This is a genomic window from Streptomyces sp. NPDC019396 (assembly GCF_040632375.1).
GTDB lineage: Bacteria > Actinomycetota > Actinomycetes > Streptomycetales > Streptomycetaceae > Streptomyces.
In genome coordinates this window covers 45,056-58,625 of the sequence record NZ_JBEYBS010000006.1, presented here as the reverse complement: position 1 = coordinate 58,625, position 13,570 = coordinate 45,056, and the positions used below count along the sequence as shown (strand labels likewise).

Below are 13,570 nucleotides of genomic sequence, written 5' to 3'. Positions count from 1 at the left end.
CCCCATCAGGCACGAGGGTGTCCTGCGGATCCTGTGCGGCTCGCGCGTGATCCGGTCCCCCGGCAACCGCTAGCCTTCCGATCATGTTCGTACTGGAACTCACCTATACCGCGCCCGTCGAGCGGGTCGACGAACTCCTCGGCGCGCATGTGGAGTGGCTCGACGCCCTGTACCGGGACGGTGTCGTCATCGCCTCCGGACGCAAGAACCCGCGTGACGGCGGGGTGCTGATCGCCGTCGGGGACGACCGCGCACACGTCGAGGAGCTCGTCCTGGCCGACCCCTTCATCAGCGGAGGGGTGGGCCGGTACCGCATCACGGAGTTCTACGCGACGAAGACGGCTCCGGAGCTCGAGCCGTACCGGCAGCGACTCCCGGACAGGGCCTAGCGTTCCGGCTCTCGCCCGGGACTGCGTCCCGGGGAGCTAACCGCGGAAGCCGTCCCGGATGATGCGGCGGGCCACTGAGGCGCGGGCTCCGGCGAGTTCGGCGGCGATGCGCCGGCCCCGGTCGTCGTCCAGCACCACCGCGGCGCCGTGCGAGGGCCCGACAAGCAGGCAGGCACGCCTGAGTCACGAACTCCCCGGATTCGCCGGGCTCCCCGGCTCCAGCCGGGCGACCCTGCCCTTCTCACCCGACGCCCAGCACCCGAAGTCCGGCGTGCAGTCGACGGTGTCGAAGGACCCGGTGTCGACGGTACGCCAGTTGCGGCCGCCGTCCGTCGTCAGGTCCGTGCCGGTGGGGCCGACGGCGAGGGCCGCGAAACGGCTGTGCGGGAGCCAGGCGACACCCGAGCGGTACGCCGCGGGGGGTGTGGTTGCCTGCCGCCAGCTCCGGCCGCCGTCTCCGGTCACCGCGCCTGCCTGCGGTGATGCCTGGCCGGTGCGGTAGTCGCCGCCGACCGCGAGCCCGTGCCCGCGGTCGCGGAAGGCCAGCGCGAAGACCCCACGTGCCGGGTCCCCGGCCGGAATCGTGGACTCGGACACGGTCCAGTGCAGCCCGCGGTCGGCGGAATGCATGACGCGGGCGGTGGCACCGCCTCCGGTGGCCAGCCACACGTCCTTCGGTCCTGAGCTCACCAGGCACTGGCCGCTCGCCGCGAAACCCGCCTCACCCGGCTGGGCGGCGGGCATACCGGTGCTCGGCAGCACCTTCCAGGACTTCCCGCCGTCGCCGGTCGACAGGATCCGGTACGCGCCGTCGACCGGGTCACTCATGGCGAGACCGTGGCGGCTGTCGAAGAAGGTGAGGCAGTCGTAGAACGCCTTCGGGTCGGTGTTGCGGAACGACTCGGTCCAGGTGGTCCCTCCGTCGCTGGTACGCAGTACCCGGGACGCCTCCCCCTCGCCGATGGCAAGCACCACGGCGCGCCGGCCGTCGAAGGCCTCGACGTCCCGGAATTCCAGCTCGCCCGCGCCGGGCGGTGAGACGTTGCGCCAGCTGCGCCCGCCGTCCGTGGTGCGCAGCACCGTGCCTTTGGAGCCCGCGGCCCAGGCGGTGTTCCGGCTGACGGCCGCGAGCCCGCGGAACCGTGCGTCCGTGCCGGTCTGTTTGAGCTCCCAGTGCGCCGGGACCGCTGCTCCCACCACCCGCGCCTGCGCCGGTGCGGCGAGGACGGCGGCCAGCGCCGCACCGCACAGTCCCACGGAAATCATTCGTCTCGTCGTCCCCTGTGACTTCCCCTGTGAGGTCATGGCGCGCGAACGTAGTGCACCCGAGGCGGCGGGTCCAGACCGCCTCGCTGACCGTGGCTCCGGCCGGTGACGCAGCTCACGCGGCCGACATCGCCCGGCCGATGCACGGAATATGCCCCGACGTCGTCTTCCTGTGCGCGAAGAGGCGTCGCCGCGCCGCAATGACGAGAGGAAGCAGGACGTGTCCAGCATCATCGAGCAGGCCGTTCAGGCCCGACTGGTCGCGTCGGCCCCGAAGATGGAGTCCGTGCCCACCACTCTTCGCTACGACCGTGCGGATCCGTTCGCGGTGAGCATGGAGTTCCCCGCTCCGGCGACCCTGGAGGGCACAGAGGTGTCCTGGGCCTTCTCGCGCGAGCTGCTCGCCGCGGGCATGGAGGAACCCGCGGGTGTGGGCGACGTACGGGTGCGGCCGTACGGGTGGGACCGGACCGTGGTCGAGTTCCACGCCCCCGAGGGCACCGCGATGGTGCACATCCGCACCTCCGAGCTGCGGGAGTTCCTGCAGCGGGTCGACGGGCTGGTCCCGCAGGGCCATGAGCACCTGTTCCTCGACCTCGACGGGGATCTCGCCGAGCTGATGGGCGGCGGCACCTGCTGACCTTTCCCGGTCCCCGGCTGCCCGGTTAATTCGGTTGCCCGGCCGCCCGCCCGGGCGTAGCTTCCTCATCGTCCCTGTTGTCACTGATCGGAGAAGGACGTTGCTCGTCTGAGGTCTTGAGACACCGTGCGACGCGGCTTTTGCCCGCGTGCCGTGTGCGACCTCGGCGTACGAGCCGTATCGTCCCGTTTCTCCGGACCAGGGTTCCCGCGTTGCCCGACCGGTGTCTCACCCGTTGCTCACCCTCCTTCCACCGCAACAGGGAGACCCGTATGTCTACTTCTGCTACTTCCATCACCTGCACCTCGCTGTCCTTCGTCTGGCCCGACGGCACCCCGGTCTTCGAGGACTTCCACCTCGCGGCCGGACCCGGCAGGACAGGTCTGATCGGTCTCAACGGCTCCGGGAAGTCCACCCTGCTACGGCTGCTCGCGGGTGAGCTCACTCCTGCGGAGGGCTCGGTGCGCGTGGCCGGTGAGGTCGGCTATCTACCGCAGAACCTGGTGCTCGACACGGCGCTGCGCGTCGACGAGGCGCTCGGGATCGCGGCCACCCGCGCCGCCCTGAACGCCATCGAGTCCGGGGATGCCCGCGAGGAGCACTTCACCACCGTCGGCGACGACTGGGACGTGGAGGAGCGGGCCTGCGGCACGCTCGACCGGCTCGGGCTCGGCCGCGTGGGACTCGACCGCACCATCGGTGAACTGTCCGGCGGCGAGAGTGTCCTGCTGCGACTGGCGGCCCTGCTGCTGGCACGCCCGGACGTGCTGCTCCTCGACGAGCCCACCAACAATCTGGATCTGTACGCACGCGGCCGGCTGTACGAGGCGGTGGAGTCCTGGTCCGGGGTGATGATCGTGGTCAGCCATGACCGTGAACTCCTCGAACGGGTCGACCAGATCGCCGATCTCCGCGAGGGGGAGGTCACCTGGTACGGCGGCGGCTACTCGGACTACGAGGGCGCCCTGGCGGTGGAACAACAGGCCGCCGAGCGCATGGTGCGCGTCGCGGAGGCCGACGTGCAACGTCAGAAGCGGGAACTGGCCGATGCCCACATCAAGCTGGCCCGCCGCAAGCGCTACGGGCAGAAGATGTACGACAGCAAACGCGAACCCAAGGTGGTGATGGGAGAGCGCAAGCGGCAGGCCCAGGTATCGGCGGGCAAGCACCGCATCATGCACACCGGGAAGCTCGACGAAGCGAAGGGACGGCTCGCCGAGGCGGCGGAGGCGGTGCGTGACGACGACGAGATCCGTATCGAGCTGCCCTGCACCAAGGTGCATCCGGGCCTGGGGGTGCTGCGGCTGACCGACGTGGAGCTCGCGCACGGCACGCGGATCGCGGGTGGGTTCGAGCTGCGCGGCCCGGAACGTATCGCCCTCGTCGGTCGCAACGGCTCAGGGAAGACGACACTGCTGCGCACGATCTCGGGGGAACTCGATCCGGTCGCCGGCGAGGTGGAGACGCAGGTGCCGTGGCGTTTCCTGCCACAGCGGCTGGATGTGCTCGACGACGAGCTGAGCGTGGTCGAGAACGTGGCCCGCTTCGCCCCCGCGGCGACGGACAACGCGATCCGGGCGCGGCTCGCGCGGTTCCTGTTCAAGGGGGCGCGGGCGGACCGCGCCACGGGCACGCTCTCGGGCGGCGAGCGCTTCCGGGCCGCGCTGGCCGCGCTGCTGCTCGCGGAGCCCGCCCCGCAGTTGCTGATGCTGGACGAACCGACGAACAACCTGGACATGGCGAGTGTGCGCAGTCTGACGGCGGCACTGGAGGCGTACGAGGGTGCGCTGATCGTGGCCAGTCACGATGTCCGGTTCCTGGATGCCCTGGGGATCACTCGCTGGCTGCTGCTCGACGGTGAGCTGCGACCCACGACCCGGGAGGAGGTGTGGGCGGACCCGGCGGCGCAGTAGCGGGCGCGAGCCGGCCCGAGGGGCGCCGGAACGGCGCGAGGGCGGTGCGTCCGGCGGACCGTGCGGGTCGCGCCGTGCGGGTGCGCATCGCGCAGTCCGGGTGTCACGTCACGGCTTCACCTCGCGGCTGTACCGGTACGGGTCTTTACTCGAGCGGGCAGGTGCGGCTAATGATGGGCGGGCGCGCCCCGTCCGCCCCGAGCCCGCTCAGGAGACTCCGTGCCGAGCAGAAAAGCCCTGATCCGACGCCCGAGTCCGCGCCTGGCCGAGGGACTGGTCACCCATATCGAGCGTCGCCCCGTCGACTCGGCGGCGGCGCTCGCCCAGTGGGAGGCCTACGCGGACGCCCTGCGCCGGCACGGCTGGGAGACGGTCGAGACCGAGGCCGCCGACGACTGCCCCGACTCGGTGTTCGTCGAGGACACCGTGGTGATGTTCCGGAATGTGGCGCTGATCGCCCGCTCGGGGGCAGAGTCGCGCAGGCCCGAGACGGTCGCCGTCGAGGAGACCCTGGCCCGGCTCGGCTGCTCGGTGAACTGGGTGTGGGGGCCGGGCACCCTCGACGGCGGCGATGTGCTCAAAGTCGGCGAGACGATCTATGTGGGCCGCGGTGGCCGCACCAACGCCGACGGGGTCCAGCAGCTTCGAGCCGCCTTCGAGCCGCTCGGCGCACGTGTGGTGCCCGTGCCCCTCTCGAAGGTGCTCCATCTGAAGTCGGCCGTCACCGCGCTGCCGGACGGCACCGTCATCGGGTACGAGCCCCTCGTGGACCAGCCCGCTCTTTTCCCCCGGTTCATGCCTGTGCCGGAGGAGCCGGGGTCGCATGTGGTGCTGCTCGGCGGCGACAAGCTGCTGATGGCGGCGAGCGCCCCGAAGACGGCGGAATTGTTCGCGGATCTCGGCTACGACCCGGTTCTCGTCGACATCGGTGAGTTCGAGAAGCTCGAGGGCTGCGTGACCTGCCTCTCGGTGCGGCTCCGTGACCTGCATTCCTGACCTGCTGTAACAGTACATAACGGACACGGGCTTGGCCGTCGGCCGACCGTGTGCTTAACCTACGGTTTCGTAACCTACGAAGCCGTAGGTAGCCATCCGTGCCCGCGCGCGGTGGATCGCCTGCGGCCGCACGCCCCGCTCACCCCCCGAGCATCCCCGAGCACTCTCCGCGTCCCCAGGAGCACCCGTGACGATCACCTCTCCCCATCTCGGCAGTTCGGAAGCCTGGACGGACGCCCGGCTGCTGTACGCGCTGGAAGAAGTGGTGGAGAAGGAGCTCAACCGGCACCTCAAGGCCACCAAGGACTGGATGCCGCACGAGTACGTGCCGTGGAGTGACGGGCGGAACTTCCCGGGCTTCTTCGAGGACGGCGAGCCCTGGGACCCGAGCCAGTCCAAGGTGACCGACATCGGCAGGATCGCCCTCGTGGTGAACCTCCTCACCGAGGACAACCTCCCGAGCTACCACCACGAGATCGCCTCGCTCTTCGGCCGTGACGGCGCCTGGGGCACCTGGGTGCACCGCTGGACCGCCGAGGAGGGCCGGCACGGCATCGTGATGCGGGACTACCTGCTCGCCTCACGGGCGGTCGATCCGGACAAGCTGGAGCAGTTCCGGATGGCGCACATGTCCGAGGGCTTCGAGTCCGACAACCGGCACTCCATGCTGCACTCCGTCGCGTATGTCTCCTTCCAGGAGCTGGCGACGCGGATCTCGCACCGCAACACCGGCCACCGGTCGGGCGACCCCGTGTGCGACCGGATGCTCGCGCGGATCGCCACCGACGAGAACCTGCACATGGTCTTCTACCGGAATCTGCTGAGCGCCGCCTTCGAGCTGGCGCCCGATCTCACGATGCAGGCCGTGCGGGACGTCGTGGTCAACTTCAGGATGCCGGGACACGGAATGCCCGGTTTCGAGCGGGCCGCGGCACAGATGGCGATCGGCGAGATCTACAACCTGCGCATCCACCATGACGACGTGCTGCAGCCGGTGCTGCGCTTCCTGAAGGTGCTGGAGATCGACGGCCTGGGTCCCGAAGGCCGCAAGGCCCAGGAGGAACTGGGCTTCTACATGGGCGGTCTGGACGCGGAGGCCAGCAAGTTCGACGAGAAGCTGGCGGCACGCAAGGCCCGGGTGGCGGCCCGTGCGGCGGGCTGACCCGCCGCACGGACTCCCTTCGGGTCACCAGGCGGCCTCCTGGTAGTCCTTGAGGAAGACCCCGGACACCGGAGCCCCCGCCTCACCTCGCACGATGGGGTCGTACACCCGCGCGGCGCCGTCGACGACGTCCAGCGGCGTGCGGGTGCCGGCCGCCGCGATGCGCGCCTTGCGCGGGGCGGGGTTCTCGTCCGTGATCCAGCCCGTGTCCACACTGCACATGTGGACGCCCTGCGCGGCGAGTTCGCCGGCACTGGTGCGGGTGAGCATGTTGAGTGCCGCCTTGGCCATGTTGGTGTGCGGATGCCCGCCGGTCTTGTTGCGGACGGCGAAGCGGCCCTCGACCGCCGAGACGTTGACGATGTAGCGGCGCGGGTGCGGTGCGGCGAGCAGCAGCGGCAGCAGCCGGTCACAGAGCAGCGCCGGCGCGAGGGCGTTGACCAGCTGGGTCTCCAGAATCTCGGACGGGTCGAGCTCACCGATGCGCGCGGACCACGAGTTGACCGGGGAGGGGTCGGGCAGCAGCCCGGCCTCGTCCATGCCCACTGCGTCGACCGTGCCTGCGATGTCCACCGTGCCCCCCGTGCCCGCTGTGACTGCTGATGTGCCCGCGTCGGCGAGTAGCAGCTCCAGGGAGCCCGACGGCCCGGCCACGGCCGTCACCGTGGCGTATCCGGGCGCGGCGAGCACGCCGGGCGAGGGTGCGCTTCCCTCGCCCGCCGCGAGCAGGGCGTAGGACTCAGGGGGTCTGCGTATCGTCTGGGCCGCGTTGTTGACGAGGATGTCCAGGGGCCTGCCGTCCGCGCGCAGCAGATCGCACAGCCCGAGCACCTGGCGTGGATCACGCAGGTCGACAGCGGCGACGGTCAGTCGCCCCATCCACTCCTCGCTGCCGTCGGCGGCTTCGAAGCGGCGCAAGGTGTCCTGCGGGAAGCGGCTGGTGACGATCACTTCGGCGCCGTCGCGGAGCATCATCAGCGCGAGCTGGAATCCGATCTTCACCCGCCCGCCCGTGAGCAGGGCCCTGCGGCCGGTCAGGTCGGTGCGCATGGTGCGCCGGGTCGCGTTGTCCCGGGCGCAGGAGGGGCACAGACGGTGGTAGAAGGCATCAGCCTGCCGGTACAGCGACTTGCAGACGTAGCAGTGCCGCGGTTTCAGGAAGTCACCGGGACTGCCCGCGCGCATCGCCAGCGCGCTGTCCTCACGTCGGTCGAGCCCGCCGGTCGCGGTGGCGGCGCTGAGCACGGCATCGGCGTCGGAGCGCGCCTGCCGAACGGCCTTGCGCCGCTTGTTGCGGCTCTCCCTGGCGAAGGTCGCGGCAAGTTCCTCGCCACGCATCCGCCGGGGGTCGTCCAGGGGCAGTGCTCGCAGTCGTCCGACGACGCCGGCGAACGCCGCCAGCTCCTCGTCCGTGATCCGGTCCGTCATACCCGTCGATCGTAATGAGGCGCACCGGCGCTCGGCACCCCGTTATTCCCGGCGGCTACCGCGGCGCCGGCGCGTGCGCGCCGACCCGGTTCTGGGCACGCCGGAGCCGTCCCCGCTCCTTCTCCGACAGACCGCCCCACACCCCGAACCGCTCGTCGTTCGCCAGCGCGTACTCCAGGCACGCCACCCGTCCTTCGCAGGCTCCGCAGAGCTGCTTGGCCTCGCTGGTGGAGGAACCGGGGGCGGGGAAGAACAGCTCGGGGCCGACTTGGGCGCACAGGGCCGTTTCCTGCCACTCGAGTTCGGTGTCGATGGCGGTGATGGTGGCGGTCGTCGTCGTGGTGTTGATCGGCATGCCGCACACACTGCCGGGGGGCGATAAACAAGTCGTCAACAAGTGCTCAACGAACAGGCGTCCACCGCGAATTCCACCGCCCGTACGACGGCGTCCACGGTCAGTGACACCAACGGGACCCTACCGCCGGGCCGTTCGGCTTGCGAGACGTTCGTGTCCGTGTCGTGCGGCTGCCCGTGGCCGCCCGTCCGGTCATGGGTACACGTCCGTCCGGTCACCCGTCATGGTGGTCCCGCCGGGAGCCGCCACCGTGCACGGCCCCGGTTGCGGCAGGCTGGACGCATGCGCCTGCGGATCATTCCCGTCACCTTCGCCGCCCTCTTCTCCGCGACCGGCTGTGTCTCCGTGTCCGGCACTCCGCACCCCCCCGTGCCAAGCACGGCCGCCGCCCCGGCATACGCCGGTACGCAGGCGTCACCGGCACCCGCGCCCGTGCGCCCGTCGGTGCGCGAGGAACTCGCGAGCACCGCACCGGAGCAGGACTCCGCGGCGCGGCAGGACGGCGCGGAGCCAGGGGCCGTGGACGCGGCGCCGCGACAGGGGGCGGCCCGGCAACCCGGCCGGGTGCCGGACCGGCACGGCGCACAGCCCGCAGGCCCGCGCCGCACCCCTGCCAAGGCGCGCCCACCTCGGGTCGGCGCTCCACAGCACACCGGGCGTCCGCACCCCGTACCCCGGCCGGGGTACGGCATGGGCAATCTCTGCGAGGAGTCCGACGGGGTCACCGACCCCACCCTGACGGCCTTGTGCCGTGAGACCTACCGCCGCTGACGTGCCATCACCGGGAGGCGGGGCTCAGCTCTCACGCTTGGCCCGGCTCGGCTGCACCCGCTTCGGCTCGCCCGGCATCTTCGGGTACTCGGGCGGGTAGGGAAGATCGCCCAGACCGTGTTCGGCCTCGTCCCGGCGTGCCAGTTCGAGCAGGCTGTCCAGGCTGAAGCGGTGGTCGTCCATGTCGGCGTGGACGTCGCCGACTTCGGCGTACCGCGCGGGCACGGTCATGATGTCGAAGTCCTCCGGCACAGCGTCGTCGATCTCCTCCCAGCGCAGGGGTGCGGAGACCGGGGCGTTCGGACGGGGCCGTACGGAGTAGGCGGAGGCGATGGTACGGTCGCGGGCGGTCTGGTTGTAGTCGACGAAGATCCGCTCGCCGCGCTCTTCCTTCCACCACTTGATGGTCACCCGGTCCGGCATACGGCGCTCCAGCTCGCGTCCGCAGGCGATCGCGGCCCGCCGCACCTGGGTGAAGGTCCAGCGCGGTTCGATCGGGACGAAGACATGCAGTCCTCTGCCGCCCGAGGTCTTGGGCCAGCCCCGCAGTCCGGCCTCGTCCAGAACGGCACGCAGCTCGTGGGCCGCACGGACGGCGTCGGCGTAGTCGGTGCCCGGCTGGGGGTCGAGGTCGATGCGCAGTTCGTCCGGGTGGTCGGTGTCGTCGCGGCGTACGGGCCAGGGGTGGAAAGTGACGGCTCCGAGGTTGGCGGCCCAGACCACGGCGGCCGGCTCCGTCGGGCACAGCTCGTCGGCGGAGCGACCGCTGGGGAAGGTGATGTGGGCGGTGGGGATCCAGTCGGGGAGGTTCTTGGGAGCCCGCTTCTGGAAGAAGGACTCTCCGTCGACTCCGTCGGGGTAGCGCTCGAGCGTGGTGGGGCGGTCGCGCAGGGCACGGGTGATGCCGTCGCCGACGGCGAGGTAGTACTGGACCATGTCGAGCTTGGTGTAGCCCCGCTCCGGGAAGTACACCTTGTCCGGATTGGACACACGGACGGTCCGCTCCCCCACGTTCAGTTCCACCGCTGCGGCCATGTCCGCCAGAGTAGGTCGTGCCGACTTTCCTCGCATAGCGGGCATACCGGACAATCACCCTATGGACCTGCCGGTGATGCCACCCGTGAAGCCGATGCTCGCCAAATCCGTGGCCGGGATCCCGCCGGGGATGCAGTACGAGGCCAAATGGGACGGCTTCCGCGCGATCGTCCACCGGGACGGTGAGGAGGTCGTGATCGGCAGTCGTACCGGAAAGCCGCTCACCCGCTACTTCCCCGAGCTGGTCGAAGCGCTGCGCGGCAATCTGCCCCGGCGGTGCGTCATGGACGGCGAGATCGTGATCGCGTACGGGGGCCGGCTGGACTTCGACCGGCTCACCGAGCGCATCCACCCGGCCGACTCCCGGGTGCGGATGCTGGCCGAGACCACCCCGGCCAGCTTCGTCGCCTTCGACCTGCTCGCGCTCGGCGACCGCTCCCTGCTGGACACTCCTCTGACGGAGCGCCGCGGCCTGCTCGCCGAGGCACTGGCCGACGCCCGTGAGCCGGTCCATCTGGCGCCCGCCACCACGGACGCGGCGGTCGCGGCGGAATGGTTCGAACGCTACGAGGGAGCCGGGCTGGACGGGGTGATCGCCAAGCCGCTCGATCTCCCTTACCGTCCGGACGCGCGCCTGATGTACAAGATCAAGCACGAGCGCACCGCGGACGTCGTCGTGGCGGGCTACCGCCACCACAAGAGCGGGCCGGTCGTCGGCTCGCTGCTGCTCGGTCTCCACGACGACGCCGGCGTGCTCCAGCATGTGGGTGTCTGCGCCGCGTTCTCGATGAAGCGTCGCGAGGAGCTGGTGGCGGAGCTGGAGCCGCTGCGGATGGAAGATGCTGCGGGGCACCCCTGGGCACGCTGGTCGGACGAGTCGGCGCACCAGTCAGCCAGGCTCCCCGGCGCTCCGAGCCGCTGGTCGGGCAGGAAGGACCTGTCGTGGGTGGCGTTGCGGCCCGATCGGGTCGTGGAGGTCGCGTACGACCATATGGAGGGTGACCGCTTCCGCCACACCGCCCAGTTCCGGCGATGGCGGCCGGACCGCAATCCGGACAGCTGTACATACGCGCAGCTGGAGGAGCCCGTACGCTACGACCTGTCCGAGGTGTTGTCAGGATCCGGTTGACCGGGGGTCAGTGGTCCACTCCTGTACCAGCAACTAGGGAGCGGCGGCAAACGGTTGCAGCAATAAGACATCCCGGAGGGCAAACCGTGAAGCCCTTCCGGTACGTATAGAGGGCGACAACCACCGCGCCCGGCGACCCCGGCGCACCCCTCAGCAAAGGACCCCCACGTGACCGCGTCGAACCTCGTCCCCGTCCCGATCCCCGACGGGGTCGCAGCACTGATCGGGTCCTGCATGCCGCTCGGCGTCCTTCAGGCGGAGATCGAGGCCGAATGCGCGGCTCGCGAGGCGCGTCGTTTCCGCGCCCCCTTCTGCGCCGAGGACCAGGCGGACCGCGAGCACGCGCTCGCCACCCTGGCCAGGGCGAACAAGGTGCTGGCGGCCTACAACCCGGGGCTGGTGCTGCGGCCGGGGCGAGGTTTCTGACCTCCCGGCGGTGTCAGTCCGCCGCCGCGGAACGCCCGGCGGTACGCCTGCGGGCTGGTGCCGACCTGGCGCTTGAAGCGTTCACGGAAAGCGGTCGGTGAACCGAAGCCGACCTGCGCGGCGATCCGGTCGACCGGGTGCGCCGTGGTCTCCAGAAGGTGCTGGGCCTGCCGGATACGGGCCCGGTGGAGCCACTGGAGCGGAGACGTGCCGGTCTGCTCCCGGAAGCGTCGGTTGACCGTGCGGGTGCTCACGCCCGCGTAGGAGGCGATGTCGGCGAGCGTGAGCTCGCGACCGGCGTTCTCCTCCATCCAGCGCAGCAGCGGCTCGAGCGCCGCACCCGCGGGTGCCGGGGGGTGCTCGTGGACGATGAACTGCGCCTGTCCTCCCTCGCGTTCGAGGGGCATCACCGCGAGACGGGCGGAGTCGGCGGCGACCGCCGAGCCGTAGTCGCGGCGGATCATGTGCAGACAGAGGTCGAGTCCGGCCGCGGCCCCCGCCGAGGTCAGGAACTGACCGTTGTCGACATAGAGGACGTCGGGATCCACCTCGATCCTCGGGTACATCCGGGCGAGTTCGGCCGCCCCGAGCCAGTGGGTGGTGGCCCGCAGACCGTCGAGCAGTCCGGTCGCCGCGAGGACGAAGGCGCCCACGCACACCGAGGCGATGCGCGTGCCGTTCGCGGCGGCCGCGCACAGGGCGCCGGCCACTTCCGGGCCCACCGCCGCCGACGGGTCGGCGCGGCCCGGCACGATGATCGTGTCCGCGTCGGCGAGCGCCTCCAGCCCCCAGCGCGCCCGGAGGGTGAAGTCGCAGGCGTCGACCTCCCGCTCCGGGGCGCAGACCCGCACCCGGTAGGCGGGACGGCCGTCCGGCAGGCGCGCCCGGCCGAATGCCTCGACCGGGGTGGACAGATCGAAGGGGATGACGCCTTCGAGGGCGAGTACGGCCACCGTGTGCATGACCACAAGGTAGGCGACAGCCGGATTCCCGCCAGCGACGACGAGCGGCCGCCAGGCGCTCCCCCTTGCGCCGGCGGTGCCGTGACGGTCGCGGAACGGCCGCACGGAGGCCTGGCGGGAATCCGTTGGGAACTGGCATTCTCGCCACTGTTCCGCCCTGGGCATCCGCCGCTAGCGTCGGCCCATGCCCAAGATCCTTCTCATCGTGCATGTGCTGGCCGCGATCATCGCCATCGGCCCGGTCACCGTGGCCGCGAGCATGTTCCCCGCAGCGGCACGCGAGGTGATCGCCGCCCCCGACGACGAGCGCGGTCGGGCGGTGCTGCTCAACCTGCACCGTGTCTGCCGGGTGTACGCGGTCGTGGGCGTAGCCGTCCCCGTGTTCGGTATCGCCACAGCCAACAGCCTCGGAGTGCTCGGTGACACCTGGCTGATCATCTCGATGCTGCTGACCGCCGGGGCCGCGGCGGTGCTCGCCGCGCTGGTGCTGCCACGTCAGAGCACGATCCTGACCGGGCCGGCGGGAATCGCGGACACCAGACGGCTTGCCATGTACACAGGGGTGTTCAACCTTCTGTGGGCCACGGTCACCGTCCTGATGATCGTACGGCCGGGGTCGACGACCAGCGTCTGACCGGCCACTCAGGCGTCGGTGTCCTCGGAATCCCCGAAGGCGCCGTCCACGTACACCCAGGCACCGTCGGAACGCGCGAACCGGCTGCGCTCGCGCAGCGCCCCCGGCGTGCCACCGTGGGTGTAGCGGGCCACGAACGTGACGGTTCCCGTGGCATGGAAAAGACTGCCGTCAGCCGTCTCCAGGATCTCCAGGCCGCTCCAGCGCATCGCCGGGTCGAAGTCCACGGACGCCGGGCGGGTGGTGGGATGCCAGGTTCGCAGCAGATAGGCCTGGTCGCGCACGACGAAGGCGCTGTAGCGGGAGCGCATCAGCAGTTCGGCCGTCGGAGCGGTGTCCTGACCGCTGTGGAAGCGTCCGCAGCACGCGCCGTACGAAGCGGCCAGCCCACAGGGGCACGGCGAATCGGCGGGGAGCGAGGGACTTGCGGGGCGGGTGGTACGTCGGGCCATGGCCCCATTGTG

15 protein-coding genes are annotated in these 13,570 nt (G+C 70.7%); 9 read left to right on the top strand and 6 right to left on the bottom strand.

From position 1 onward, the window contains the following. Positions 1 to 83: 83 nt before the first annotated feature. A complete protein-coding gene (locus ABZ532_RS08775; RefSeq protein ID WP_361280546.1) occupies positions 84 to 389 on the top strand; it encodes a YciI family protein in 306 nt (101 codons plus the stop codon). A 183-nt stretch (positions 390 to 572) separates the two neighbouring features. Here the strand turns inward: ABZ532_RS08775 and ABZ532_RS08770 are convergent, their stop codons facing one another. Continuing rightward, positions 573 to 1,694 carry an oxidoreductase gene (locus tag ABZ532_RS08770; RefSeq protein WP_361280545.1) on the bottom strand — a complete coding sequence of 374 codons (1,122 nt, stop codon included), beginning with the start codon at positions 1,692 to 1,694 and terminating at the stop codon, positions 573 to 575. A 181-nt stretch (positions 1,695 to 1,875) separates the two neighbouring features. Between ABZ532_RS08770 and ABZ532_RS08765 the strand changes: the two genes are divergently transcribed. The 4 genes from ABZ532_RS08765 (at position 1,876) to ABZ532_RS08750 (ending at position 6,366) form a co-directional block, all read left to right on the top strand. Further along, positions 1,876 to 2,295: an SsgA family sporulation/cell division regulator gene (locus tag ABZ532_RS08765; protein WP_361280544.1), complete on the top strand. Its 420-nt coding sequence runs from the start codon at positions 1,876 to 1,878 to the stop codon at positions 2,293 to 2,295. Positions 2,296 to 2,567: 272 nt separating this feature from the next. After that, positions 2,568 to 4,208, top strand: a complete 1,641-nt coding sequence (locus tag ABZ532_RS08760) for an ATP-binding cassette domain-containing protein (protein ID WP_361280543.1) — start codon at positions 2,568 to 2,570, stop codon at positions 4,206 to 4,208. A gap of 219 nt (positions 4,209 to 4,427) precedes the next feature. Next, positions 4,428 to 5,204, top strand: coding sequence for a dimethylargininase (gene ddaH, locus ABZ532_RS08755; protein WP_361280542.1), 777 nt, complete (start codon positions 4,428 to 4,430; stop codon positions 5,202 to 5,204). Positions 5,205 to 5,391: 187 nt separating this feature from the next. Further along, entirely contained in the window at positions 5,392 to 6,366 is a 975-nt protein-coding gene (locus ABZ532_RS08750; protein ID WP_361280541.1) for an acyl-ACP desaturase, read from the top strand. A 24-nt stretch (positions 6,367 to 6,390) separates the two neighbouring features. On the opposite strand, the gene ABZ532_RS08745 is transcribed toward ABZ532_RS08750, so the two are convergent. Then, positions 6,391 to 7,794 carry an SDR family NAD(P)-dependent oxidoreductase gene (locus tag ABZ532_RS08745; protein ID WP_361280539.1) on the bottom strand — a complete coding sequence of 468 codons (1,404 nt, stop codon included), beginning with the start codon at positions 7,792 to 7,794 and terminating at the stop codon, positions 6,391 to 6,393. A gap of 55 nt (positions 7,795 to 7,849) precedes the next feature. Further along, entirely contained in the window at positions 7,850 to 8,149 is a 300-nt protein-coding gene (locus tag ABZ532_RS08740) for a WhiB family transcriptional regulator (RefSeq protein WP_361280538.1), read from the bottom strand. A gap of 282 nt (positions 8,150 to 8,431) precedes the next feature. Between ABZ532_RS08740 and ABZ532_RS08735 the strand changes: the two genes are divergently transcribed. Further along, positions 8,432 to 8,920, top strand: a complete 489-nt coding sequence (locus tag ABZ532_RS08735) for a hypothetical protein (RefSeq protein WP_361280537.1) — start codon at positions 8,432 to 8,434, stop codon at positions 8,918 to 8,920. Positions 8,921 to 8,944: 24 nt separating this feature from the next. Here ABZ532_RS08735 and ligD read toward each other — a convergent pair whose 3' ends face one another. Further along, a complete protein-coding gene (gene ligD / locus ABZ532_RS08730; RefSeq protein WP_361280536.1) occupies positions 8,945 to 9,955 on the bottom strand; it encodes a non-homologous end-joining DNA ligase in 1,011 nt (336 codons plus the stop codon). 61 nt (positions 9,956 to 10,016) lie between these two features. On the opposite strand from ligD, the gene ABZ532_RS08725 reads away from it, so the two are divergent. Then, the gene (locus tag ABZ532_RS08725; protein ID WP_361280535.1) at positions 10,017 to 11,084 is read left to right on the top strand and encodes an ATP-dependent DNA ligase; all 1,068 of its coding nucleotides are present in this window, start codon (positions 10,017 to 10,019) and stop codon (positions 11,082 to 11,084) included. A gap of 168 nt (positions 11,085 to 11,252) precedes the next feature. After that, entirely contained in the window at positions 11,253 to 11,510 is a 258-nt protein-coding gene (locus tag ABZ532_RS08720) for a hypothetical protein (RefSeq protein WP_361280534.1), read from the top strand. On the opposite strand, the gene ABZ532_RS08715 is transcribed toward ABZ532_RS08720, so the two are convergent. Beyond that, positions 11,468 to 12,472 carry a helix-turn-helix domain-containing protein gene (locus ABZ532_RS08715; RefSeq protein WP_361280533.1) on the bottom strand — a complete coding sequence of 335 codons (1,005 nt, stop codon included), beginning with the start codon at positions 12,470 to 12,472 and terminating at the stop codon, positions 11,468 to 11,470. The two genes, ABZ532_RS08720 and ABZ532_RS08715, sit on opposite strands and share 43 nt — an antisense overlap. 184 nt (positions 12,473 to 12,656) lie before the next feature. On the opposite strand from ABZ532_RS08715, the gene ABZ532_RS08710 reads away from it, so the two are divergent. After that, entirely contained in the window at positions 12,657 to 13,106 is a 450-nt protein-coding gene (locus tag ABZ532_RS08710; protein ID WP_361280531.1) for a hypothetical protein, read from the top strand. An 8-nt stretch (positions 13,107 to 13,114) separates the two neighbouring features. Here ABZ532_RS08710 and ABZ532_RS08705 read toward each other — a convergent pair whose 3' ends face one another. Next, the gene (locus tag ABZ532_RS08705; RefSeq protein WP_361280530.1) at positions 13,115 to 13,558 is read right to left on the bottom strand and encodes a YchJ family protein; all 444 of its coding nucleotides are present in this window, start codon (positions 13,556 to 13,558) and stop codon (positions 13,115 to 13,117) included. Positions 13,559 to 13,570: the final 12 nt, after the last annotated feature.